Source organism: Paracoccus sp. MKU1 (genome assembly GCF_001447385.1).
Taxonomy (GTDB): Bacteria; Pseudomonadota; Alphaproteobacteria; order Rhodobacterales; family Rhodobacteraceae; genus Paracoccus.
This window is the reverse complement of record NZ_LLWQ01000194.1, coordinates 1-21,310: the sequence shown is the minus strand read 5'-3', so window position 1 is coordinate 21,310 and position 21,310 is coordinate 1. Positions and strand designations below refer to the sequence as shown.

The window sequence follows — 21,310 nt, the reverse complement described above, 5'->3', positions numbered from 1 at the left end:
CGCCAGCGTTCGTTCTGAGCCAGGATCAAACTCTCAAGTTGAAACGGCATGAGCCGTATCCTTGACGTAAGAACCTTGCACATCTGTCCCCCGCAAAAAGCAGGAGATCATCTCTGCTTGTCGTTCCACATACGTGAACCGTCAAACAGTGAAGCTGACACCTGGATCATCGGTTTCCCTACCAGGCCGATATGCAAACTCCTCAGTCGAAAAACGACCAGACCGCCCGCATATCCCTTCAAAGAACAGCAATGTCAAAAAGCAAAGGAAACAAAACAACCCAAACATCGCCAAACTTATGGCGAAGTCCAAGCCATCCAGTCCCAGATTTTTCGAACCTTGCGTTGCCTTAGCGCCGCTCTGTCCGTCCGCCGTAGCATCTCGCTGCGTCGGTGAAGCGGTATCTAGGATCTGCGGACGAAGGTTGCAAGCGGAAAAATGCACGCCTCGGTATGAAAAATCTCAAGGCAATGATTTTCTGTCATTTTTCTGTCGCAGATTCGGGCAGATAATGCCCGCTTCGCCGCGCTTGCAGGCAAGCGGTAAAGCCCTGCGCCGCGCCGGGCGCCCGTTTTCGCCCCGAGTCGGCCGCGGATTCGGCGCCGCGACTCGCTGGAGCAAGCCCAGGCCGGGGCGCAAAACGAAAAACGCGGCCCCAAAGGGACCGCGTTTCGCATCGCATGGAAGCAGGGATCAGCGCTTCGAGAACTGGAACGAGCGACGGGCCTTGGCCTTGCCGTATTTCTTCCGCTCGACCACGCGCGAGTCGCGGGTCAGGAAGCCGGCCGCCTTCAGCGCGGCGCGCAGGCTGGGCTCGTGCAATTGCAGCGCCTTCGAGATGCCGTGCTTGACCGCACCGGCCTGGCCCGACAGGCCGCCACCGGCGACCGTGGCGTAAACGTCATACTGGCCGGTGACGCCGGCCACTTCGAAAGGCTGGCGCAGGATCATCTGGAGCACCGGACGGGCGAAATATTCCGCGATGTCCTTGCCGTTCACGACCACCTTGCCCGAGCCCGGCTTGACCCAGACGCGGGCGACCGCGTCCTTGCGCTTGCCGGTGGCATAGGCACGGCCCAGATCGTCGCGCTGCGGCGCGCGCGCCGGGGCAGCCGCCGGAGCAACCGAGGCGACCGACTTCAGATCGTCGAGGGTTTTGATGTCTTCGGCCATGGCTTACGCGCTCCGGGTATTCTTGGCGTTCATGGACTTGACGTCCAGCACTTCGGGCTGTTGCGCTTCGTGCGGGTGCTCGGCACCAGCATAGACGCGCAGATTGGTCATCTGCTTTTTGCCCAGCTTGTTGCGCGAGATCATACGCTCGACGGCCTTGATCACCACGCGCTCGGGATGCGCGCCTTCCAGGACCTGGCGCGCGGTGCGGTGCTTGATGCCGCCCGGATGGCCGGTGTGCCAGTAGTATTTCTTGGCGTCGCGCTTGTCGCCGGTCATCTGCACCTTGTCGGCGTTGATGATGATGACGTTGTCGCCCATGTCCATATGCGGGGTGAAGGTCGGCTTGTGCTTGCCACGCAGGCGCATCGCCACGATCGAGGCAAGACGGCCCAGAACGACGCCCTCGGCGTCGATCAGGATCCACTTCTTCTCGATCTCCGCCGGTTTCGCGGTATAGGTTTTCATCTGTCGGTCCCTTTGGGGGCTGTAATTCGAGATGGCGGTATATCGGCAAAAGCCGCGCGCAGGTCAAGCACGTTATGCGCCGATTTTACAAATAATCTCAATCTCTTACAAATTAGGTATTTTAATACCGCAAAGCAAGCCCCGCCAGGATCAGCGTTTCGGCGGAATCGAGTAGGTCATCGAGCAACGCGCCACCGGCTCCTCGGTGCCTTCGGAACGGATCAGCACCTCGCCCACCGCCAGCGTCCGGCCCAGCTTCAGGATGCGGCAATCGGCCAGCAGGTCGCGCCCCGCCTCGGGCTTGCGCATGAAGTCGATCGAGGCATTGGTGGTCACCGCCAGCGCCACCTCGCCGATCCGGGCCAGGATGGCCAGATAGATCGTCACGTCGGCCAGGGCGAACATGGCCGGGCCGCTGACCGTGCCGCCCGGCCGCAGGTGCTGGTCGTCCACCATCAGCCGCGCGGTCATCCCGGCCCCGTCCAGCGATTCCACCCGGACCTGCCCCGCGATCTGCGGAAAGACCCGGTCCAAAAACTCGTTCAGCGCCTCGCGGCCCATTGCCAATGCCATGCTTCCCCCCTGCCGGAACGGCGGCTAGACTGACCGGCAAAGCCCGGCAAAGACAAGCCGCGTCGTGGCGTCAGGAGGAATCGCATGAAGGACGGAAACCCCGAGCCGCTGGTGCTGCGCCAGGACGACGGAGCTGTCGCGCGGCTGATCCTGAACAGTCCGACGAATTACAACGCGCTGTCCACCGCGATGATCGACGCGCTGTCCGAGGCACTGGACGAGGTGGCGGCGGATGACGGCATCCGGGTGGTGGTGCTGGCGGCGCGCGGCAAGGCGTTCTGCGCCGGCCACGACCTGCGCGAGATGCAAGGCGCGCGCAACGACGAGGACGACGGCCGCACCGCCTATGCACGGCTGTTCTCGCGCTGCGCCGCGATGATGCAGAAACTGCCGGCCCTGCCCCAGCCGGTCATCGCCGAGGTGCAGGGCATCGCCACCGCCGCCGGCTGCCAGCTGGTCGCCAGCTGTGACATGGCCGTGGCCGCCGAGGGCGTGCGCTTCGGCGTGAACGGGGTGAATATCGGACTGTTCTGCTCGACCCCCATGGTGGCGCTGACCCGTGCCATTCCGCCGCGCGCCGCCTTCGAACTGCTGGTGACAGGCGAGTTCATGGACGCCGCCCGGGCGCGCGAGCTGGGCCTGGTCAACCGCGTCGTCCCGCCCGAGGCGCTGGAGGCCGAGACGGTGGCGCTGGCCCGCAGCATCGCCGCCAAGCTGCCCGCCGCCGTGCGCATGGGCAAGCGCGCCTTCCACGCCCAGCGCAACCTGGGCCTCGCAGACGCCTATGCGGCGGCAGGCGCGGTGATCTGCGAGAACCTGCTGCTGCCCGAGACCGCCGAGGGCATCCAGGCCTTCCTGGAAAAGCGCCCGCCGAACTGGGATTAACCCAGCGCGGCCAGCCAGGGGAAGGTCTCCAGCAGCCAATAGGCGAAGGCTGGAAACGCTCCGGTCAGCAGCGCCGCACCGACCACGACCAGCAGCCCGCCCATGACGCGCTCGATCAGCTTCAGATGCGGCTTGATGCGGTTCATCAGGCCGATGGCGCGGTTGATGAAGATGGCCGACAGCAGGAAGGGGATGCCCAGCCCCAGCGCATAGACCGCCAGCAGCGCCGTGCCCTTGCCCATCGCCCCGCCGGTCGCGGCCAGCGACAGGATCATGCCGAGCTGCGGCCCGATGCAGGGCGTCCAGCCAAAGGCGAAGGCCAGGCCCAGCACATAGGCCCCCAGCGCGCTGCCGCCCCGCTCCTGCGCGTCGATGCGCGCCTCGGCATCCAGAAAGGGGATGCGGATGATGTGCAGGAAATGCAGGCCCAGCAGAATCACCACCACGCCCGCGCCCCGCGCTAGCAGATCCTGCCATTGCAGGAACATCCGCCCGAAGGCCGAGGCCGCCATGCCCATCAGCAGAAACACCGTGGACAGGCCCATGACGAAGAACAGCGCCGGAACCACGGCGCTGCGCTCGCCGGATTTCAGCCCGCCGACCCCGACCCCGGTCATATAGGCCAGATAGGGCGGCACGATCGGCAGCACGCAGGGCGACAGAAAGGACAGGATCCCGGCCAGCAGCGCGACCGTCGCGGCAGGCAGGAAGGCGGCATCTGCAAGCTCGATTCCCAACATGACCGGCACCTTGGCGCAAGGAAAGGGCGCGGGAAAGCCCCGCGCCCGTCACTCTTTCGTGGAAGGCTGCGACAGATCAGCCCAGGGACCACCAGCCGCGGCGCTTGGGACGCGCGGGCTCCTCGTCTGCCGCCGCAGGCTCCGGCACCCGGACGGCGGCAGGCTCGGGCTCGGGCTCGGGGGCCGTCTCGGCCTCGGCCTGGGGCACAACGGCTTCGGCCTCGGCGGTTTCGCCGGCCGGCACCTCGGTCTCAACGACCCCGCTGGCAGCCGCAGCATCCTCGGCGGCGACTTCCGGTGCCGGCTCGACGGCAGGTTCGACGGCCTCGGCAGGTTGCTCGACCTCCGAAGCCTCGGCCGCCGGCGCCGCCGCGGCGACAGGCTGCGGCTCATCCGCGGCGGTCTCGACCGGTTCCCCGGGCTGGGAACCGTCGGCAGCAGCCTCCGCCACAGCCTCACTGGGCTCATCCGCCTTGCGGCGGCGCGTGCGGGTGCGGCGACGCGGCTTCTCGGCCTCCTCCGCCACCGGCTCGGGCGCGCTCTCGACCGACTCCACCGTCACCTCGGCTTCGGCAGGCTGCTGGGCTTCCTCGGTTTCCGAGGCAACCTCATCGGCATCGTCCCCGGCGTGATGCGCATCGCCCTCGCCCTCGCCATTCTTGCCGCCCCGGCGGCGACGGCGACGGCGGCGGCGCTTGCTGCCATTCTCGCCATCCCCGCTCTCGGCGCGATCCTCCTCGACCGGCTCGTCGGCGGTCTCTTCGACCTCCTCTTCGGCGGGCTCCTCGTCGTCGATCTGCGCCATCAGGCGGGCATCGACCGAAACCACGGGCGAGAGCACCTCGGGCACGTTGCGGGTCGCGGTCTTGAACTTCTCGATGGCGTAATCGGGCGAGATCAGCGCCGGATCGGCCTCGACCCGGACCGAGAGACCATAGCGCGCCTCGATATTGGCAATGTGCTCGCGCTTGGCGTTCATCAGGAAGTTGGCCACGGCGACCGGCGCCTTGACCAGCACCTCGCGCGAACGCTTGCGGGTGCCCTCTTCCTCGATGGCGCGCAGGATGGTCAGCGCCAGGCTGTCGTCCGAACGGATCAGCCCGGTGCCATGGCAATGCGGACAGGGCTGCGTGGTCGATTCCAGCATGCCCGGCCGCAGCCGCTGGCGCGACATCTCCATCAGGCCGAAGCCCGAGATGCGGCCGACCTGGATCCGCGCCCGGTCGGTCTTGAGCCTTTCCTTGAAGCGCTTCTCGACGGCGGCGTTGTTCTTGCGCTCCTCCATGTCGATGAAGTCGATGACGATCAGCCCGGCCAGGTCGCGCAGACGCAGCTGGCGCGCGATCTCCTCGGCGGCTTCCAGGTTGGTCTTGAGCGCGGTGTCCTCGATCGAGCCTTCCTTGGTGGCTCGGCCCGAGTTGACGTCGATGGCGACCAGCGCCTCGGTGACGCCGATGACGATATAGCCGCCGGATTTCAGCTGCACGACCGGGTTGAACATGCCGCCAAGATAGCTTTCCACCTGATAGCGCGCGTAAAGCGGCATCGAGTCGGTGTAGTGCTTCACGTTCTTGGCGTGGGACGGCATGATCATCTTCATGAAGTCCTTGGCCGTGCGATAGCCGCGCTCGCCCTCGACCAGAACCTCGTCGATCTCCTTGCTGTAGAGATCGCGGATCGTGCGCTTGATGAGATCGCCTTCCTCATAGATCGGCGCCGGCGCGATGGACTTGAAGGTCAGTTCGCGGATCTGCTCCCACAGCCGCATCAGGTATTCATAGTCGCGGCGGATTTCCGTGCGGGTGCGCTGGCTGCCGGCGGTGCGGATGATCAGCCCGGCGCCTTCCGGCACCTCCAGCTCGCTGGCGATCTCCTTCAGCTTCTTGCGGTCGGCGGCGTTGGTGATCTTGCGGGAAATCCCGCCGCCGCGCGCCGTATTCGGCATCAGCACGCAATAGCGGCCGGCCAGGCTCAGATAGGTGGTCAGCGCGGCACCCTTGTTGCCGCGCTCCTCCTTGACGACCTGGACCAGCATGATCTGCCGGACCTTGATGACTTCCTGGATCTTGTAACGGCGGGCGCGCGGTTTCTTGGGGACCGAGATCTCCTCGGCCATATCCTCCTCGGCGACGGATTCGATGCCGTCGTCCTCGGCCGAGTCATCGCCTGCCGGCTCGTCGGCCACCGATTCCGGAGTGTCCGCAGCCTCGGCCACATCCGCGGCAAGGCCCTCGACCGGGGCAGCATCGCCCTCGGAGGGGTCCACCACGGTCATGCCGGCGATCTCCTCCGAGGCCAGCACGGCATCGCCGCTCTCGGCGGCAGCGGCCTTGGCCGGCTTGCGGCGGCGCGGGCTGCGCTTTTTCTCGCCCTCGTCGGCCTCGGCGGCGACAGCCTGGCGCTCCTCCTCCAGCAGCGCCTTACGGTCGGCGGCGGGGATCTGGTAATAATCGGGGTGGATTTCGGCGAAGGCCAGGAAACCGTGGCGATTGCCGCCGTAATCCACAAAGGCGGCCTGGAGCGAGGGCTCGACCCGCGTCACCTTGGCCAGATAGATGTTGCCAGCAAGCTGCCGCTTGTTGACCGTCTCGAAATCAAATTCCTCGACTTTGGTTCCATCGACCACGACAACCCGAGTCTCCTCGGAATGCGTGGCGTCGATCAGCATTTTCTTTGACATGTTTCCGTCTTTCGGGCCGCCGGACCGGCCCGCACACAGGCGGGGGCAAGGTTGGGCTGCCGCATGAGAGGACAGCGAAGGCCGCACCGCCAACAGCAATCGCGGCGGTCGGGGAATTCCCCTGCCGCCGTTGCCGATCAAGCTGCACTGCGCGATCCATCGCGTCTGTTTACCTTTCTTGGCCCATCCCGCTCACGCGGTCGGGGCTGCGATCTACGGTCGCCCAGAGGCCCCCCGAGGGGCATGGGCAGGATTTTCCGCGCGTGGCACCACCGGCACTTTTCAGGTGTCGCGGCTGGCTGGCGCGCTGCGAAACTGGCGAGGTCGAGCAACCAAGAGTTGTGGCGCCCACCCTACTCGGGCAAGATAGCGGGGAAGGGCGCGCCGTTACAATCGGTTTTTGGACAAAGCGCCGGGATTTGCCGATCCGGCCGCCCCGCCCGGCCACCAGCACAGGACCGGAACGGCCAGGCCCATAAGGCAAGATCCCACGCCTTCGCGATTTCTCCGTTGCCCAAATACCCATGCCCCGGCCGCGCCGAGGGGCAAGCCGCTCACAGGTAATCGCTGCGGCTCAGCCCGTATTTCGCCATCTTCTCGTTCAGCGTCCGGCGCGGCAGGCACAGCTCGTCCATGACCGCGGCGATGCTGCCCTTGTGGCGGCGCATGGTGTTGTCGATCAACATCTTTTCGAAGCTTTCGACATATTCCTTGAGCGGCTTGCCCTCGGTGGTCGTCGCCTCCTGCGTATCCTCGCCATCGGCCATCAGCAGCGAGGCGATCGAGCCCGAGCCGCGGCGGTTCTGCAAAACCGCACGCTCGGCAACATTGATGAGCTGGCGCACATTGCCCGGCCAGGGCGCCTGCAAGAGCTGCGCCGCCTCCTGCGCGGTGACCTGGGGCGGCTCGCAGCCGTATTCCTCGGCGAATTGCTCGGTCATGCGGGTGAACAGCGTCAGGATGTCCTCGCCGCGCGAACGCAGCGGTGGCAGGGTGATCTTCAGCGCGGTCAGGCGATAGAACAGGTCCGGGCGCAGCGAATCCTCGGCCCGGCGCCCTTCGCCGCGCGCATTCGAGATGGCGATGATCCGCGTCTCGGCCGGGCTGCCCTGATCGGCGATGAAGGCCAGCAGCCGCGCCTGAAGCGGATCGGACAGCGCCTCGATGTCCTCGAGGCAAAGCGTTCCGCCGCGGGCCTCCTCGACGGCGGGCAGTCCGTTTTCGACCGGGCCGAACAGCTTGGCCGACAGGATCTCGTCGTTATAGGCGGCGCAGGAGATCGGCACGAATTTCTTCGAGGCGCGCGGCCCCACGGCATGCAGCGCATGGGCCACCAACGTCTTGCCGGTGCCGGTCTCGCCGTCGATCAGCACATGGCCATCGGCCTGGCCCAGGTCCAGGATGTCCTCGCGCAGCCGGTCCATGACCGGGCTCGACCCGATCAGCTTGGACATGACCTGCTGGCCTTCGCTGAGGTCGCGGCGCAGAGCGCGGTTGTCCAGCGTCATGCGCCGCGCCTGGGTGGCCTTCTTGACCAGCTCGGTCAGCCGCTCGGGGTTGAAGGGCTTTTCCATGAAGTCCATGGCGCCGATGCGCATCGCCTCCACCGCCATCGGCACGTCGCCATGGCCGGTGATCATGATGACCGGCAGGCCCGAATCGATGCCCATCAGCCGCTTGAGAAAGGCCATCCCGTCCATCCCCGGCATGCGGATGTCGGAAATCACCACCCCGGGCCAGTCGGCGCCGATCACCTTCAGCGCATCTTCGGCGGTGGCGAAGGTCTCGGCGTCGAATCCGGAAAGCGCCAGCCACTGGCTGATCGATTCGCGCATGTCCGGTTCGTCATCGACGACGGCAATCTTCAAAGTGCGGCTCATGGGCCTTTACCTCTTTTCATCATTCCGCCGCCAGCCGCGTCCCCGCCTTCTGGCCGGGATCATGCAGCGGCAGCTCAAGTTCGAATACGGCGCCCCTGCCCCCCTCGTCCGAGGCGTTATGCGCCGTCAGACGCCCCCCGAAATCGGCCGCGATCCCGGATGAGATCGCCAGCCCCAGGCCGGTCCCCTCTCCGGGCTTCTTCGTCGTGAAGAAGGGTTCAAACAGATTTTCAAGGTCCGATACACCCGGGCCGTTATCGCGCACGGACAAGAATGCGTGAGAGCCCGAGCTCACGGTGATCTCGATGGCCGGGTCGCGGACCCCCTTGATCGCATCGACCGCATTGCGCAGCAGGTTGATGATGATCTGCTCCAGCCGGATGCGATCGCAATAGACCATGACCGGATAGCGCGGGATATTGCGCTGCAAGCGGATGGTGCGGGACCGCAATTGCGGCTCCATCATCACCAGCGCGCTGGACAGCGCGGCACGCAGATCGACCGGCTCGAAAGCCTCGCCGCCCTTGCGGGCATAGGATTTCAGCTGCCGGGTGATGGCGCCCATGCGCTCGACCAGATCGTCGATGCGCTGGAAGCTCGACAACGCCTCCTCGCCCCGGCCGCGTTGCAACAGCAGCCGCGCCCCGGCCAGATAGGTCTTCATCGCCGCCAGCGGCTGGTTCAGCTCATGGCTGACGCCCGCCGACATCTCGCCCAGGGCGGCCAGCTTCGAGGACTGCTGCACGGTCTGCTCGGCGACGCGCAGCTCCCGCTGCATGCGCTCGCGTTCGGCGATCTCGCGGGTCAGGCGCGCGTTCAGCGCCCGCAGATCGGCCGATTCGCGCATCCAGGCCGCCGATTCCACCCGCGCCCGCCGCGACAGCAGATAGAACACCGCCGCCAGCAGGATGGCAAAGCCCATGATGACCATGGCCAGCACCGCATTCACCCGCTCGCGCACCGATTCATAGGTGGTGAAGGCGATCATCTTCCAGCCGCGGAACGGGATGCGCGTTTCGGCCTGCATCACGGCACGGCCCTGCACATAGGCATCGGCGGGCGTCGCCGCCCAATCCGCCGTGACCTGGAAGGCCCGGGCGATGGCCGAGGGCGCCGAACGCACCGCCAGCGCCTCGGGCAAGGTCAGCCCGCGCCAGCGCGGCTCGGTCGACAGGATGATCTGCCCGGCGCTGTCCGTCACCGCGATCGCGTCCGAGATCCCGGCCCAGGACCGCACCAGCCGCGTCAGGTCGGCGCCCACCACCACCACGCCCAGCGTGCGCCCGTCCGACACCACGGTACGGGAATAGGTGAACTCATAAGCCCCCTGCGGCGAGGGCGAGACGGTGAATACCGTATCCTTCGAGCGCAGCGCCTCGACGAAGAACGGTTCCTGTACGTAATTGGTGCCGATCAGGTGGCGGTTGGTCGAGCCGACGACCCGGCCCGAGGCGTCCAGCAGCTTGATCGAGGCCGCCGCGATCTCCTTCTGGGCCGAGATCAGCCGCGCCGAGGTGCCCGAGTAGTCGTTCCCGGTCAGCGCCGAAATCAGCGCCGGGTCGCGAGCCAGCAGCAGCGGCACCACCGAGGTCCGCTGCAATTCCGACAGCAGGTTGCCGGTATAAAGCGCCGAGCGCAGCTCGGTCCGCACCCGGGTGGTTTCGGAAAACCGCGCCGTCAGCCAGGCATTGGTGAACCAGATCGTGCCCGCGGCCACGATCAGCAACGCAGCGATCGCGCCGCGCAGGCCCCAGCGGCTGGTCAGTCCCGCCCTGCCTTCCGGGAACCCGATGGAATTGTCTTCCTCTTGCATGAGCCTCCGGCACCGCCCCCCGTGAAGGGTCGATGCAGTCTAGTGCGCGAAAGAGCGCCGCTCAAGTCAGGCCGCGACAAGCTCCTGCATCAGCGAGGCAAAAAGCCTCGCGCCATCGGTGCCGCCATGCGCCGGATCGGCGGCGCGCTCGGGATGCGGCATCATGCCCAGCACCCGGCGGTTTCCGGACAGCACCCCGGCGATATCCTCGACCGAGCCGTTGAGGCCCGGCGCATAGGTAAAGGCGATGCGGTCCTGGTCCTTCAACTCCGCCAGCCCTTCGGCGTCGATCTGGTAATTGCCATCGTGATGCGCAACCGGCACCCGGATCTCCTCGCCCGCCCGATAGGCCGAGGTGAAGGGGCTGGCCGCGGTGGCGACCTTCAGCACCGCCTCGCGGCACAGGAAACGCAGCCCGGCATTGCGCATCAGGGCGCCCGGTAGCAGGTTCAGCTCGGTCAGCACCTGAAAGCCGTTGCAGATGCCCAGCACATAGCCGCCGCGGGCCGCATGGGCCTTGATCGCACCGGCGATGGGCGAATGCGCGGCGATGGCACCACAGCGCAGATAGTCCCCGAACGAGAACCCGCCCGGCACCGCGACCAGGTCGGTGCCCGCCGGCAGCGCCTCGTCCTTGTGCCAGACCCGCGCGACCTCGGCCCCGGCCTGCGCCAGCGCGACGGCCAGGTCGCGGTCGCAATTCGATCCGGGAAAGGTGATGACGGCAGCTTTCATGGCGGGCCTCCGGGATAATGCCTCGCGCCCCCATACTCCAAGCAGGGCCGCATGTTAAGCCGCTTTGCACGGCCTCGGCGACTTCTTCGCTCCCCAAACACTCAAAAACGCGCGACAAGCGCCGCACCCCGCCGCCGACGCGCATCACCCGGCGGTTTCACCGTTTCCCAAATACTCAAAGCCGCGCCGCAAGCGAAAAGGGCCGAGGTTTCCCCCGGCCCTTCGCAACCTTGCCTGGCAGATCAGCCCGCCAGCGCCTTGTTCAGGTATTCGTCGACCTTTTCCAGGTAGCCCATGGTGGTCAGCCATTTCTGGTCCGGCCCGACCAGCAGCGCCAGGTCCTTGGTCATGTAGCCGTCCTCGACCGCCTGCACGGTGACCTTCTCCAGCGTCTCGGCGAAATTCTTCAGCGCCGCGTTGTCGTCCAGCTTGGCGCGGTGCTTCAGGCCGCCGGTCCAGGCGAAGATCGAGGCGATCGAGTTGGTCGAGGTCTGGTTGCCCTTCTGGTGCTCGCGATAGTGGCGGGTCACCGTGCCATGCGCGGCCTCGGACTCGACGATCTTCCCGTCCGGCGTCATCAGCACCGAGGTCATCAGCCCCAGCGAGCCGAAGCCCTGCGCGACCGTATCCGACTGCACGTCGCCGTCGTAGTTCTTGCAGGCCCAGACATAGCCGCCCGACCATTTCATCGCCGAGGCGACCATGTCGTCGATCAGGCGATGCTCGTAATGGATGCCCTTCTTCTTGAACTCGGCCTCGAACTCCTCCTCGTAGACCTTCTGGAACAGGTCCTTGAAGCGGCCGTCATAGGCTTTCAGGATGGTGTTCTTGGTCGAGAGATAGACCGGATAGCCACGGTTCAGCCCGTAGTTCATCGAGGCGCGGGCAAAGTCGATGATCGACTGGTCGAGGTTGTACATCGCCATGGCGACGCCGGCGCCGGGGGCCTGATAGACCTCGTGCTCGATGGTCTCGCCATCCTCGCCGACGAACTTGATCGTCAGCTTGCCCTTGCCCGGAAAGCGGAAATCGGTGGCCTTGTACTGGTCGCCGAAGGCGTGACGGCCGACGACGATGGGCTGGGTCCAGCCGGGGACCAGGCGCGGCACGTTCTTGCAGATGATCGGCTCGCGGAAGATCACGCCGCCCAGGATGTTGCGGATGGTGCCGTTCGGCGATTTCCACATCTTCTTCAGGCCGAATTCCTCGACCCGCGCCTCGTCCGGGGTGATGGTGGCGCATTTCACGCCGACGCCGTATTGCTTGATCGCCTCGGCCGCGTCCACGGTGATCTGGTCCGAGGTCGCGTCGCGCTCCTCGATGCCCAGGTCGTAATATTTCAGGTCGATGTCCAGATAGGGAAGGATCAGCTTCTGCTTGATGAAGTCCCAGATGATCCGGGTCATCTCGTCGCCGTCGAGTTCGACGACGGGGTTCTCTACCTTGATCTTCGACATGGGTGGTCCCTTCGATTAGGATTCGGCTCGGCCGCGCTATAGCCGCATTCGATGCGAAAGGAAAGCCCGGTATGCGATTGCATACCGATCAGCGCAAGGCCCCCGGCTCAACCGCGGAAATAGACCCGCGCGCTTTCGCTGAGCCAGGTCCAGAGCGTGGGCGCACCGCGTTCGATGCGCAAGCCCACGCGCTCGACCAGCTGCGCATAGGTCACCCGGTATTCGGCCCAGGTGCCGCCGCCCGAGGCGATGTTCTGCATCACCGGCTGCGCCCGGTCCAGCGACTTGGCAAAGACCGCGTCCGCAGTCTCGTTCGCCTCGAACTCGCTCCAAAGCGCGCGCAACTCCCGGCCCTGGGCCTCGGGCAGCAGGCCGAAGATCCGCTCCGCCGCCTCGGCCTCGGCCTGCAACTGCGCGGCACCGTGATGGGCAGCGCCGCCCTGCGCATGGATCGGCACGTCGCCGGTGTCGATCTCGACCAGATCATGCAGCAGCAGCATGCGGATCACCCGGCCGATATCGACATCCGGCCCGGCATGGGGCGCCATGACCAGCGCGTAAAGCGCCAGGTGCCAGCTGTGCTCGGCGCTGTTCTCGCGCCGCGTACCGTCGCAGAGCAGGCTGGCGCGCAGCACCGATTTCAGCCGGTCGGCCTCGGCCAGGAAGGCCAGCCGCTGCGCCAGTTCGCCGCAGGGCGCGCGGCCCTCCAGCAGGGCTTGCGCAGCCTCCATCGCTTCAGGCCATTCGGCCCAGAGCCGCCGGGCGCGACCCGAGGTCATGTTGTCGCGGACGATCCCGACATGATCGGGCAAGGGTTCGGGCGCGCAAAGCACCTGGAACAGCGGCTGGACGTGATCCATGCGCTTGGCCATGCGGGCATCCGGGCTCTCGCCGGCCTCGAACTCATGCCACAGCGCCAACAGCGCCTCGCCGCCGGGCAGCACGCCGAACAGCCGGCGCGCCGCGGCTTCCTCGGCCGCCTGCACCGCTGCCGTGTCATGGGCCAGGTGGATCGGATGGTCGCCGCAGTCGATCTCGACCAGGTCGTGCAGCAGCAGCATGGCGATGGCACGGTCCGAGGCGCCGAAGACCAGCGCGTAAAGCGCCACGTGCCAGCTGTGCTCGGCGCTGTTTTCCGGCCGCGACAGGTCCATCAGCACATTCGCCCGCTCGACGGATTTCAGCCGGTCGGCCTCGGTCAGGAAGGCAAAGCGCAGGGTCAGGTCGGTCATGTCGAATGCCTGGGGCCGGCGGCACCGGCCCCGTTTCCTAGCGGGTATTCTCGGTCAGACGGCGGCGCACATAGGCCTGCACCGTGTCGATCATCGGCTTCATGTGGGCCTCGTCGTCGCGGAAGAAATGGTCCGCGCCCTCGATCTCCTCGTGGGTGATGGTGATGCCCTTCTGCTCGCGCAGCTTGCCGACCAGCGCATGGGTGTCCTTGGGCGGCGCCACCCGGTCCGCGGTGCCGTTGATGATCAGCCCCGAGGACGGGCAAGGCGCCAGGAACGAGAAATCGTACATGTTCGCCGGCGGCGCGACCGAGATGAAGCCGGTGATCTCGGGCCGGCGCATCAAGAGCTGCATGCCGATCCAGGCGCCGAAGCTGAAGCCCGCCACCCAGCAATGCTTGCTGTTCGGATTCATCGCTTGCAGATAATCCAGCGCCGAGGCGGCATCCGACAGCTCGCCGATGCCCTGGTCGAACTCGCCCTGGCTGCGGCCGACGCCGCGGAAATTGAACCGCATGACGGTAAAGCCCATGCGGTGAAAGGCATAATGCAAATTATAGACGACCCGGTTGTTCATCGTGCCGCCATATTGCGGATGCGGGTGCAGGATGATGGCGATGGGCGCGTCGGGGGCGGCTTGCGCGTGATAGCGGCCTTCCAGACGACCTTCGGGACCGGGGAAAATCAGTTCGGGCATGGGCTTCCTTTGAAACTCGGGTTCCTTGACCCAGTGACGGCGCGGCTCTAGATCGTCAATCTGGGAAGCGTGCGCGGCATAGGCAAGACGCATTCAAGGACGGCGCCGGGGAATTAGCCCCTGGCTCGGGCGCCGTCAATGGTATGCGGCGGGAGGAGAGGCAAGATGAAACTGTCCACCAAGGGACGTTACGCGATGGTCGCCCTGGTCGATCTGGCCATCGCCAAGGGCGAGGAGTTGACCTCGCTGGCCGAGATCTCCAAGCGGCAGGACATCTCGCTGCCCTATCTGGAGCAGCTTTTCGTGCGGCTGCGCCGCGCCGGGCTGGTCGATTCGGTGCGCGGTCCGGGCGGCGGCTACCGGCTGGCCAAGGCGCCCGAGACGATCCGCGTCGCCGATGTGCTGGAGGCGGTGGACGAGACCGTCAGCGCCCTGCATGTCGGCGCCGGCGCCTCGGGCGGGGTCTCGGGCTCGCGGGCGCAGACGCTGTCGAACCGGCTGTGGGAAAGCCTGTCGGCGCATGTCTACGTGTTCCTGCACAATCACACGCTGGCGGATGTGGCGCGCAACCAGCTGCTGCCCTGCCCCGCCCTGCCCAAGATCCTGTCGATCGTGGACGACTGAGCCATGCGGGTCCTGGTCGCCGGTCTGGGCAACATGGGCCGCAGCCATGCGCTGGCCTGGCTGAAGCAACCGGGGGCCGAGCTGGTCGGCCTCGTCAACCGCTCACCTGTCGATCTGCCGGCCGAGCTTGCCGCGATCCCGCAAAGCCAGGACTTCCACGAGACGATGCAGCGGCTGCGTCCCGATGTCGCGGTCATCTCCACCTATTCCGACAGCCATGCCGAATATGCCATCGCCGCCCTGCGGGCCGGCGCGCATGTCTTCGTCGAAAAGCCGCTGGCCACCACGGTCGAGGACGCCCGCCGCGTGGTCGAATGCGCGGGCGAGACCGGCCGCAAGCTGGTGGTCGGCTATATCCTGCGCCACCATCCCAGCTGGCAGCGCCTGATCGACGAGGCGCGCGCGCTCGGCGGGCCCTATGTGTTCCGGCTGAACCTGAACCAGCAAAGCTCCGGCCCGACCTGGCAGGTCCACAAGGCGCTGATGCGCACCACGCCGCCCATCGTCGATTGCGGCGTGCATTACGTCGATGTCATGTGCCAGATCACCGACGCGCCGCCGGTCGAGGTGCGGGGCATGGGCCTGCGCCTCTCGGACGAGGTCGCCGCCGATATGTACAATTACGGCCATTTCCAGGTGATCTTCCAGGACGGCTCGCTGGGTTGGTACGAGGCCGGCTGGGGACCGATGATGTCCGACACCGCCTTTTTCGTGAAGGACGTGGTCAGCCCCCGCGGCGCCGTCAGCATCCGCATGCCCGAGGATGCGCGCTCGGACGACATCGATACCCATACCCGCACCGCGACCCTGCGCCTGCACCGCGTCGGAGAGCCGGACCGCGACATCTCGATGCGGGACGAGCCCGGCCATCAGGAGCTTTGCGACGCCGAGGCTGCCTTCATGGCCCGCGCCATCGCCGGGGACATGGATCTGGACCGTCACATGCGCGACGCGGTCTCCTCGCTCGCCGTCTGCCTTGCCGCGGACGAATCGGTGCGCACGGGCCAGCCGGTGCGATTGCGCATCTGACGCCCTGGCCGCGCCCGCCGTCACGCGCCTGTCACGCTTCCTTGCGAAATGCGGGACATGGCCCTAAATGAGCCCTTCGTTTTCCGCTTTCACGGTCGCAAGACCAAAGGACCTGCGCCATGTCCGACCTGCAAACGCCCTATTACCTGATCGACCTCGCCAAGCTGCGGGCGAACATGGAGCGAATCCGGTATCTGCGCGAACGCTCGGGCGCGAAATGCCTCCTGGCGCTGAAATGCTTCGCCACCTGGTCGGCTTTCGACTTCATGCGCGACTTCATGGACGGCACCACCTCGTCCTCGCTGTTCGAGCTGCGGCTGGGGCATGAGGAATTCGGCAAGGAAACCCACGCCTATTCCGTGGCCTGGGCCGATCACGAGATCGACGAGGCGCTGGGTTACGCCGACAAGATCATCTTCAACAGCCTGGGCCAGCTCGACCGTTTCGGGGCCAAGGCGGCCGGGCGCGGCATCGCCATGGGGCTGCGGCTGAACCCGCGCTTCTCGACCTCGGGCTTCGACCTGGCCGACCCGGCGCGGCCCTTTTCGCGCCTGGGCGAATGGGACCTGAACCGGCTGGAGCAGGCGCTCGACCGCATCAGCGGCGTGATGATCCACTACAATTGCGAGAACGCCGATTTCGAGCTGTTCGATGCGCAGCTCGGCCGGATCGAGGCGGAATTCGGCGGCTTCCTGGAAAAGCTCGACTGGGTTTCCCTGGGCGGCGGCATCCACTTCACCGGCGAGGGCTATCCGCTGGACCGGCTTGCCGACCGGCTCAGGGCCTTCTCGGAACGCTTCGGCGTGCAGGTCTTCCTGGAACCGGGCGAGGCCAGCATCACCCGCTCGACCTCGCTGGAGGTCACCGTGCTGGACGTGATCCACCATGGCAAGGACGTGGCCATCGTGGACAGCAGCATCGAGGCGCATATGCTCGACCTGCTGATCTATCGCGAAACGGCGAAGCTGCCGCAGGACGGCGCGCATCCCTTCCAGATCGCCGGCAAGACCTGCCTGGCCGGCGACATCTTCGGCGAGGGCCGCTTCCCGCAGCCGCTGAAGGTGGGCGACCGCATCAGCATCGCCGATGCCGGCGGCTATACCATGGTGAAGAAAAACTGGTTCAACGGCGTCGCCATGCCCTCGATCGCCATCCGGGACGAGGACGGAACGATCCGCCAGGTTCGCCGGTTCACCTATGACGACTACAAAGCCAGCCTGTCCTGACCAGGCGCAAGCCATCCCCTTTCCCAGCCCCGAAAAGGAGACTGAATTGGCCAAGAACGTGCTCATCATCGGCGCCGGCGGCGTCGCCCAGGTGGTCGCGCATAAGGTGGCGCAGAACGCCAAGGAATTCGGAACGCTGCATATCGCCAGCCGAACCGTGTCCAAGGCCGAGAAGATCATCGCGAGCATTCGTGAAAAGGGCCATTCGGTCGCATTCGCCGCGCATTCCCTGGACGCGATGGACAGCAAGGCCGTGGCCGCGCTGATCCGCCAGATCGACGCCGGCATCGTCGTCAACGTCGGCTCGGCCTTCGTCAACATGACCGTGCTGCAAGGCTGCATCGAGACCGGCGCCGCCTATATCGACACCGCGATCCACGAAGACCCGGCCAAGATCTGCGAGACGCCGCCCTGGTATGCCAATTACGAATGGAAGCGCCGCGAGGATTGCGAAAAGGCCGGCGTCACCGCCATCCTGGGCGCGGGCTTCGACCCGGGCGTGGTCAACGCCTATGCCCGGCTGGCCGAGGACGAATACTTCGACAAGATCGACTCCATCGACATCGTCGACATCAATGCCGGCTCCCACGGCCGCTATTTCGCCACCAATTTCGACCCCGAGATCAATTTCCGCGAATTCACCGGCACGGTCTATTCCTGGCAGGGCGGCGAGTGGCGCCAGAACAAGATGTTCGAGGTCGGCCGCGAATGGGACCTGCCCGTCGTCGGCAAGCGCACCGCCTACCTTTCCGGCCATGACGAGGTGCACAGCCTCTCGGCCCGCTACAAGGATGCCGATGTGCGCTTCTGGATGGGCTTCGGCGAGCATTACATCAACGTCTTCACCGTGCTGAAGAACCTCGGCCTGCTCAGCGAGCAGCCGGTCAAGACCGCCGAGGGGCTGGAGGTGGTGCCGCTGAAGGTGGTCAAGGCGGTGCTGCCCGATCCGGCCAGCCTCGCGCCCGATTACGAGGGCAAGACCTGCATCGGCGATCTGGTCAAGGGCACGCTGGACGGCAAGCCGGGCGAGGTCTTCATCTACAACGTCGCCGACCACAAGGACGCCTATAACGAGGTGGGCAGCCAGGGCATCAGCTACACGGCCGGCGTGCCCCCGGTCGCGGCGGCGATCCTGGTCGCGCGCGGCACCTGGGACGTGAAGCGCATGGTCAATGTCGAGGACCTGCCCGCCCGGCCCTTCCTCGACCTGCTGGGCGAACTGGGCCTGCCCACCCGCGTCATCGACGCCTCGGGCGACCACCCGCTGTAAGCGCGGCCGGCCGCTTGCCGAAAACGCCCGCGGCGGGGGAACCCGGCCGCGGGCTTCGCGTTTCCCTCCGCGCGAAACGGGGCGCGCGAAACGGGGAGGGGGACGCATGCCGCCGGAGCAGGAACGTCGCAGCCACATGTTTCCCCTCTCCCCGCCCTCGGACAAGGGGGTGGCCAAGGTCGCCAACTGGGCGGTGATCGGCATCTTCGTCATCCTGCTGTTCAGCTTCTTCGCACAGGCGCGCAGCTTCCTGATGCCGGTGACGCTGGCGATCCTGCTGTTCTTCGTCTTCATCCCCTTCCGGAGGCTGATGGAGCGGCTGGGAATCGGCGCCGTGGTCACCGCCGCCATCGTCTCGCTGGGGCTGGTGGTGGCGGTGGTGCTGATCGGCTTCGTCATCTCGGGCCCGGCGAACCGGCTGATCGAGAACGCGCCGCAGATCACCCAGCGGCTGGAACAGCGGTTCACCGAGATCCGCAGCAATTTCCGCGGCCTGGAGCGCGCCGCCGAAAAGATCGACGAGATCGCCGGCGGCGGCTCGGCTACGCCCGAGCCCGCCACGCCGCCCGGCGAGACGCCGCCCGACGCGACGCTGACCGGCACGCTCAGCGCGATCCCCGCTCCCGGCACGCCGCAGCCGCCCGACCAGCAGATCCAGGTCGAGGTGAACGCCACGCCCGAGACCTCGACCCTGGCCAGCGTGCTGAACCTGGGCCCCGCCCTGGTCGGCCAGGTCATCTTCACGCTGTTCTTGCTGTTCTTCCTGATCTCCTCGGGCGACCTGCTTTACCTCAAGATCGTGCAGAGCTTCGATTCCATGCGCGAAAAGCGCGCCGCCTATCTGGCGCTGCGCGAGATCGAGGACAGCCTGGGCGCCTATCTGGGCGCGATCACCCTGATCAACGCCTGTCTCGGTCTGGCCATCGGGCTGGCGATGTGGGCCTGGGGCATGCCCAGCCCGGTCCTGTTCGGACTGGCGGCATTCCTGCTGAACTTCATCCCCTATCTGGGCTCGGTCACCGGCATCATCATCGCGACGCTGGTCGGCGTCTTCGTCTTCGACGATCTGTTCGCGCCGCTGATGGTGGGCCTGACCTATCTGGCGATCACCGCGCTGGAGGGACAGCTCATCACCCCCTATTTCGTCTCGCGCCGCTTGCAGCTGAATACCGTGGTGGTGTTCCTGACCGTGGCGCTCTGGGCCTGGCTCTGGTCGGTGATCGGCATGGTCGTGGCGGTGCCCTTGCTGGTGGTGATGCGGGTGCTGGCCGAACACATCCCCGGCTTGCAGAAATTCGGCAACTTCCTGGCCGGCGAGGACCCGCCCGCACTGGAGGACGAGGATGAGGAGGAGGCGCGCGAACTGGTCGAGGCCGGCGACGAGGCCGAGGACGCCGCCCGCGCCGCCACGGCGACCATGGTGCTGGCCACCAAGGATTGATCGCGCAGCCTCTGGATAAATGGCGAAAACATGGCATGATCGCGACGCCAGCCATGGACGAATCGCGACATGCCCGAATACGACGCCACTCCCGACCCGAACCAGCCGAGGCTGCGGATCGGCTTCCTGCTGACCCCGCGCTTTACGCTGTCGGCCTTTGCCACTTTCGTGGACGTGCTGCGGCTCGCGGCCGATGACGGCGACGGCTCGCGGCCCATCCGCTGCCGCTGGCGGGTGCTGTCGTCGGACATGGCGCCGGTGCAATCCTCCTGCGGCATGCGCATCGAACCCGAGGAGCGGCTGGGCGACCCCACCCGCTTCGATTACATCATCACCGTCGGCGGGCTGATCGACGGCGGGCCGGGCTTTTCGCCGGAACAGGCCGCCTTTCTGCGCCGCGCCGCTTTGGCGCGGGTGGCGCTTGGCGGGCTTTGCACCGGGGTCTTCGCCATGGCCCGCATCGGGTTGATGGATGGCTATCGCTGCTGCGTCAGCTGGTTCCACCATCAGGACTTTCTGGCGGAGTTCGACCGGATGCGCCCGGTCTCGGACCAGATCTTCGTGGTGGACCGCGACCGGCTGTCCTGCTCGGGCGGGGTCAGCGCGGCTCATCTGGCGGCTTTCCTGATCGACCGGCATCTGGGCCGGGCCGCCGCGCGCAAGGCGCTGTCGATCCTGATGATCGACGAGCCGATGGCCGGCGACCGTCCCCAGCCCGGCCTGCCGCTGGAGCTGCACGCCCGCGACCCGCTGGTCCGCCGCGCGCTGCTGGCCATGCAGCAGAACCTGCACGCGCCGCTGCCCATCGCCCGCATCGCCAAGGACCTGGGCGTCGGCCGGCGCAAGCTGGAGCGGCATTTCAACGCCGATCTGGGCATTCCGCCCGCCGATGCCTCGATCCGCATCCGGCTGGCGCAGGCGCGCATGCTGCTGGCGCGCACCGACCGCACCGTCACCCGCATCGCCGAGGAAACCGGCTTTTGCGACGCCTCGCACCTGATCCGCGTCTTCCGCGAGACCGAGGGCACCACGCCCGACCTCTGGCGCCAGAGCCGCGGCCTCCTGGCCGAGGACGCGTCCTGATGCGGCCGTTGCAGGCCGGTTCTGCGCAACCGGCTTGGCGCTCCCGGATAATGGCGCGCCATTCGGATGAGGAGAGGGTGAGATGCCGAACAAAGCCACAGTCAGGGGCGTGCTGATGGATGCGACGCTGGCGCCGATCGCGGCGGGCAAGATCGTCGCGACGCTTCAGGGCTCGGACATATTCGACGGCGGCGTGCGGGTGGTGACGCAGAAGGTCGAGGCGACGACCGACGCGCAGGGCCGCTGGTCGCTGGAGCTGATCGTGAACGGCGAGGGCGAGCGGGCGGGCACGACCTGGAGCCTG

At 66.5% G+C, this 21,310-nt stretch carries 18 protein-coding genes and 1 pseudogene; 8 read left to right on the top strand and 11 right to left on the bottom strand.

All coding sequences use genetic code 11. The annotated features are described in order from the left end of the window. Positions 1-693: 693 nt before the first annotated feature. The 3 genes from rpsI to AQY21_RS17915 all read right to left on the bottom strand — a co-directional run bounded on the left by rpsI (position 694) and on the right by AQY21_RS17915 (position 2,214). The gene (gene rpsI / locus AQY21_RS17925; RefSeq protein ID WP_058098980.1) at positions 694-1,173 is read right to left on the bottom strand and encodes a 30S ribosomal protein S9; all 480 of its coding nucleotides are present in this window, start codon (positions 1,171-1,173) and stop codon (positions 694-696) included. A 3-nt stretch (positions 1,174-1,176) separates the two neighbouring features. Further along, a complete protein-coding gene (gene rplM / locus AQY21_RS17920) occupies positions 1,177-1,641 on the bottom strand; it encodes a 50S ribosomal protein L13 (RefSeq protein WP_024845806.1) in 465 nt (154 codons plus the stop codon). 150 nt (positions 1,642-1,791) lie between these two features. Then, positions 1,792-2,214 (bottom strand): PaaI family thioesterase, encoded by a 423-nt coding sequence (locus tag AQY21_RS17915; RefSeq protein ID WP_058098979.1) that lies wholly within the window; start codon positions 2,212-2,214, stop codon positions 1,792-1,794. An 84-nt stretch (positions 2,215-2,298) separates the two neighbouring features. Here AQY21_RS17915 and AQY21_RS17910 point away from each other — a divergent pair, with 84 nt between their 5' ends. Continuing rightward, the gene (locus AQY21_RS17910) at positions 2,299-3,099 is read left to right on the top strand and encodes an enoyl-CoA hydratase (protein ID WP_058098978.1); all 801 of its coding nucleotides are present in this window, start codon (positions 2,299-2,301) and stop codon (positions 3,097-3,099) included. Here the strand turns inward: AQY21_RS17910 and AQY21_RS17905 are convergent. From AQY21_RS17905 to AQY21_RS17870, 8 genes are all read right to left on the bottom strand, one after another. After that, a complete protein-coding gene (locus tag AQY21_RS17905) occupies positions 3,096-3,839 on the bottom strand; it encodes a cytochrome c biogenesis CcdA family protein (RefSeq protein WP_058098977.1) in 744 nt (247 codons plus the stop codon). The genes AQY21_RS17910 and AQY21_RS17905 overlap by 4 nt on opposite strands. A gap of 76 nt (positions 3,840-3,915) precedes the next feature. Next, complete coding sequence (locus AQY21_RS17900) at positions 3,916-6,519, bottom strand: ribonuclease E/G (protein ID WP_058098976.1); 2,604 nt, start codon at positions 6,517-6,519, stop codon at positions 3,916-3,918. Between the two features lie 554 nt (positions 6,520-7,073). Continuing rightward, complete coding sequence (locus tag AQY21_RS17895; RefSeq protein WP_058098975.1) at positions 7,074-8,399, bottom strand: sigma-54 dependent transcriptional regulator; 1,326 nt, start codon at positions 8,397-8,399, stop codon at positions 7,074-7,076. A gap of 19 nt (positions 8,400-8,418) precedes the next feature. Beyond that, positions 8,419-10,212: an ATP-binding protein gene (locus AQY21_RS17890; RefSeq protein ID WP_152988262.1), complete on the bottom strand. Its 1,794-nt coding sequence runs from the start codon at positions 10,210-10,212 to the stop codon at positions 8,419-8,421. A gap of 66 nt (positions 10,213-10,278) precedes the next feature. Beyond that, positions 10,279-10,947, bottom strand: coding sequence for a phosphoribosylformylglycinamidine synthase subunit PurQ (gene purQ / locus AQY21_RS17885; protein ID WP_058098974.1), 669 nt, complete (start codon positions 10,945-10,947; stop codon positions 10,279-10,281). Positions 10,948-11,189: 242 nt separating this feature from the next. Then, positions 11,190-12,404: an NADP-dependent isocitrate dehydrogenase gene (locus AQY21_RS17880; protein ID WP_058098973.1), complete on the bottom strand. Its 1,215-nt coding sequence runs from the start codon at positions 12,402-12,404 to the stop codon at positions 11,190-11,192. 107 nt (positions 12,405-12,511) lie between these two features. After that, positions 12,512-13,636, bottom strand: coding sequence for an HD domain-containing protein (locus tag AQY21_RS17875; protein ID WP_058098972.1), 1,125 nt, complete (start codon positions 13,634-13,636; stop codon positions 12,512-12,514). A gap of 37 nt (positions 13,637-13,673) precedes the next feature. Then, positions 13,674-14,333, bottom strand: coding sequence for an alpha/beta hydrolase (locus tag AQY21_RS17870; protein WP_036749011.1), 660 nt, complete (start codon positions 14,331-14,333; stop codon positions 13,674-13,676). 165 nt (positions 14,334-14,498) lie between these two features. On the opposite strand from AQY21_RS17870, the gene AQY21_RS17865 reads away from it, so the two are divergent. The 7 genes and pseudogenes from AQY21_RS17865 to AQY21_RS17835 form a co-directional block, all read left to right on the top strand. After that, the gene (locus AQY21_RS17865; RefSeq protein ID WP_058098971.1) at positions 14,499-14,957 is read left to right on the top strand and encodes an Rrf2 family transcriptional regulator; all 459 of its coding nucleotides are present in this window, start codon (positions 14,499-14,501) and stop codon (positions 14,955-14,957) included. Between the two features lie 3 nt (positions 14,958-14,960). Then, positions 14,961-15,986 carry a Gfo/Idh/MocA family protein gene (locus AQY21_RS17860; RefSeq protein ID WP_058098970.1) on the top strand — a complete coding sequence of 342 codons (1,026 nt, stop codon included), beginning with the start codon at positions 14,961-14,963 and terminating at the stop codon, positions 15,984-15,986. Positions 15,987-16,105: 119 nt separating this feature from the next. After that, positions 16,106-17,212, top strand: coding sequence for a carboxynorspermidine decarboxylase (locus AQY21_RS17855; RefSeq protein ID WP_058098969.1), 1,107 nt, complete (start codon positions 16,106-16,108; stop codon positions 17,210-17,212). A gap of 46 nt (positions 17,213-17,258) precedes the next feature. Further along, positions 17,259-18,482: a saccharopine dehydrogenase family protein gene (locus AQY21_RS17850; protein WP_058098968.1), complete on the top strand. Its 1,224-nt coding sequence runs from the start codon at positions 17,259-17,261 to the stop codon at positions 18,480-18,482. 136 nt (positions 18,483-18,618) lie between these two features. Then, positions 18,619-19,923 carry an AI-2E family transporter gene (locus tag AQY21_RS17845; RefSeq protein WP_238986819.1) on the top strand — a complete coding sequence of 435 codons (1,305 nt, stop codon included), beginning with the start codon at positions 18,619-18,621 and terminating at the stop codon, positions 19,921-19,923. 69 nt (positions 19,924-19,992) lie between these two features. Beyond that, positions 19,993-21,006 carry a GlxA family transcriptional regulator gene (locus tag AQY21_RS17840; RefSeq protein WP_058098966.1) on the top strand — a complete coding sequence of 338 codons (1,014 nt, stop codon included), beginning with the start codon at positions 19,993-19,995 and terminating at the stop codon, positions 21,004-21,006. Positions 21,007-21,088: 82 nt separating this feature from the next. Continuing rightward, positions 21,089-21,310: pseudogene (locus AQY21_RS17835) on the top strand (hypothetical protein); the annotation flags it as partial.

Coding starts and splice junctions, on each gene's coding strand:
- rpsI (WP_058098980.1), bottom strand. CDS start 1,173: ATGGCCGAAGACATCAAAACCCTCGACGATCTGAAGTCGGTCGCCTCG.
- rplM (WP_024845806.1), bottom strand. CDS start 1,641: ATGAAAACCTATACCGCGAAACCGGCGGAGATCGAGAAGAAGTGGATC.
- AQY21_RS17915 (WP_058098979.1), bottom strand. CDS start 2,214: ATGGCATTGGCAATGGGCCGCGAGGCGCTGAACGAGTTTTTGGACCGG.
- AQY21_RS17910 (WP_058098978.1), top strand. CDS start 2,299: ATGAAGGACGGAAACCCCGAGCCGCTGGTGCTGCGCCAGGACGACGGA.
- AQY21_RS17905 (WP_058098977.1), bottom strand. CDS start 3,839: ATGTTGGGAATCGAGCTTGCAGATGCCGCCTTCCTGCCTGCCGCGACG.
- AQY21_RS17900 (WP_058098976.1), bottom strand. CDS start 6,519: ATGTCAAAGAAAATGCTGATCGACGCCACGCATTCCGAGGAGACTCGG.
- AQY21_RS17895 (WP_058098975.1), bottom strand. CDS start 8,399: ATGAGCCGCACTTTGAAGATTGCCGTCGTCGATGACGAACCGGACATG.
- AQY21_RS17890 (WP_152988262.1), bottom strand. CDS start 10,212: ATGCAAGAGGAAGACAATTCCATCGGGTTCCCGGAAGGCAGGGCGGGA.
- purQ (WP_058098974.1), bottom strand. CDS start 10,947: ATGAAAGCTGCCGTCATCACCTTTCCCGGATCGAATTGCGACCGCGAC.
- AQY21_RS17880 (WP_058098973.1), bottom strand. CDS start 12,404: ATGTCGAAGATCAAGGTAGAGAACCCCGTCGTCGAACTCGACGGCGAC.
- AQY21_RS17875 (WP_058098972.1), bottom strand. CDS start 13,636: ATGACCGACCTGACCCTGCGCTTTGCCTTCCTGACCGAGGCCGACCGG.
- AQY21_RS17870 (WP_036749011.1), bottom strand. CDS start 14,333: ATGCCCGAACTGATTTTCCCCGGTCCCGAAGGTCGTCTGGAAGGCCGC.
- AQY21_RS17865 (WP_058098971.1), top strand. CDS start 14,499: ATGAAACTGTCCACCAAGGGACGTTACGCGATGGTCGCCCTGGTCGAT.
- AQY21_RS17860 (WP_058098970.1), top strand. CDS start 14,961: ATGCGGGTCCTGGTCGCCGGTCTGGGCAACATGGGCCGCAGCCATGCG.
- AQY21_RS17855 (WP_058098969.1), top strand. CDS start 16,106: ATGTCCGACCTGCAAACGCCCTATTACCTGATCGACCTCGCCAAGCTG.
- AQY21_RS17845 (WP_238986819.1), top strand. CDS start 18,619: ATGTTTCCCCTCTCCCCGCCCTCGGACAAGGGGGTGGCCAAGGTCGCC.
- AQY21_RS17840 (WP_058098966.1), top strand. CDS start 19,993: ATGCCCGAATACGACGCCACTCCCGACCCGAACCAGCCGAGGCTGCGG.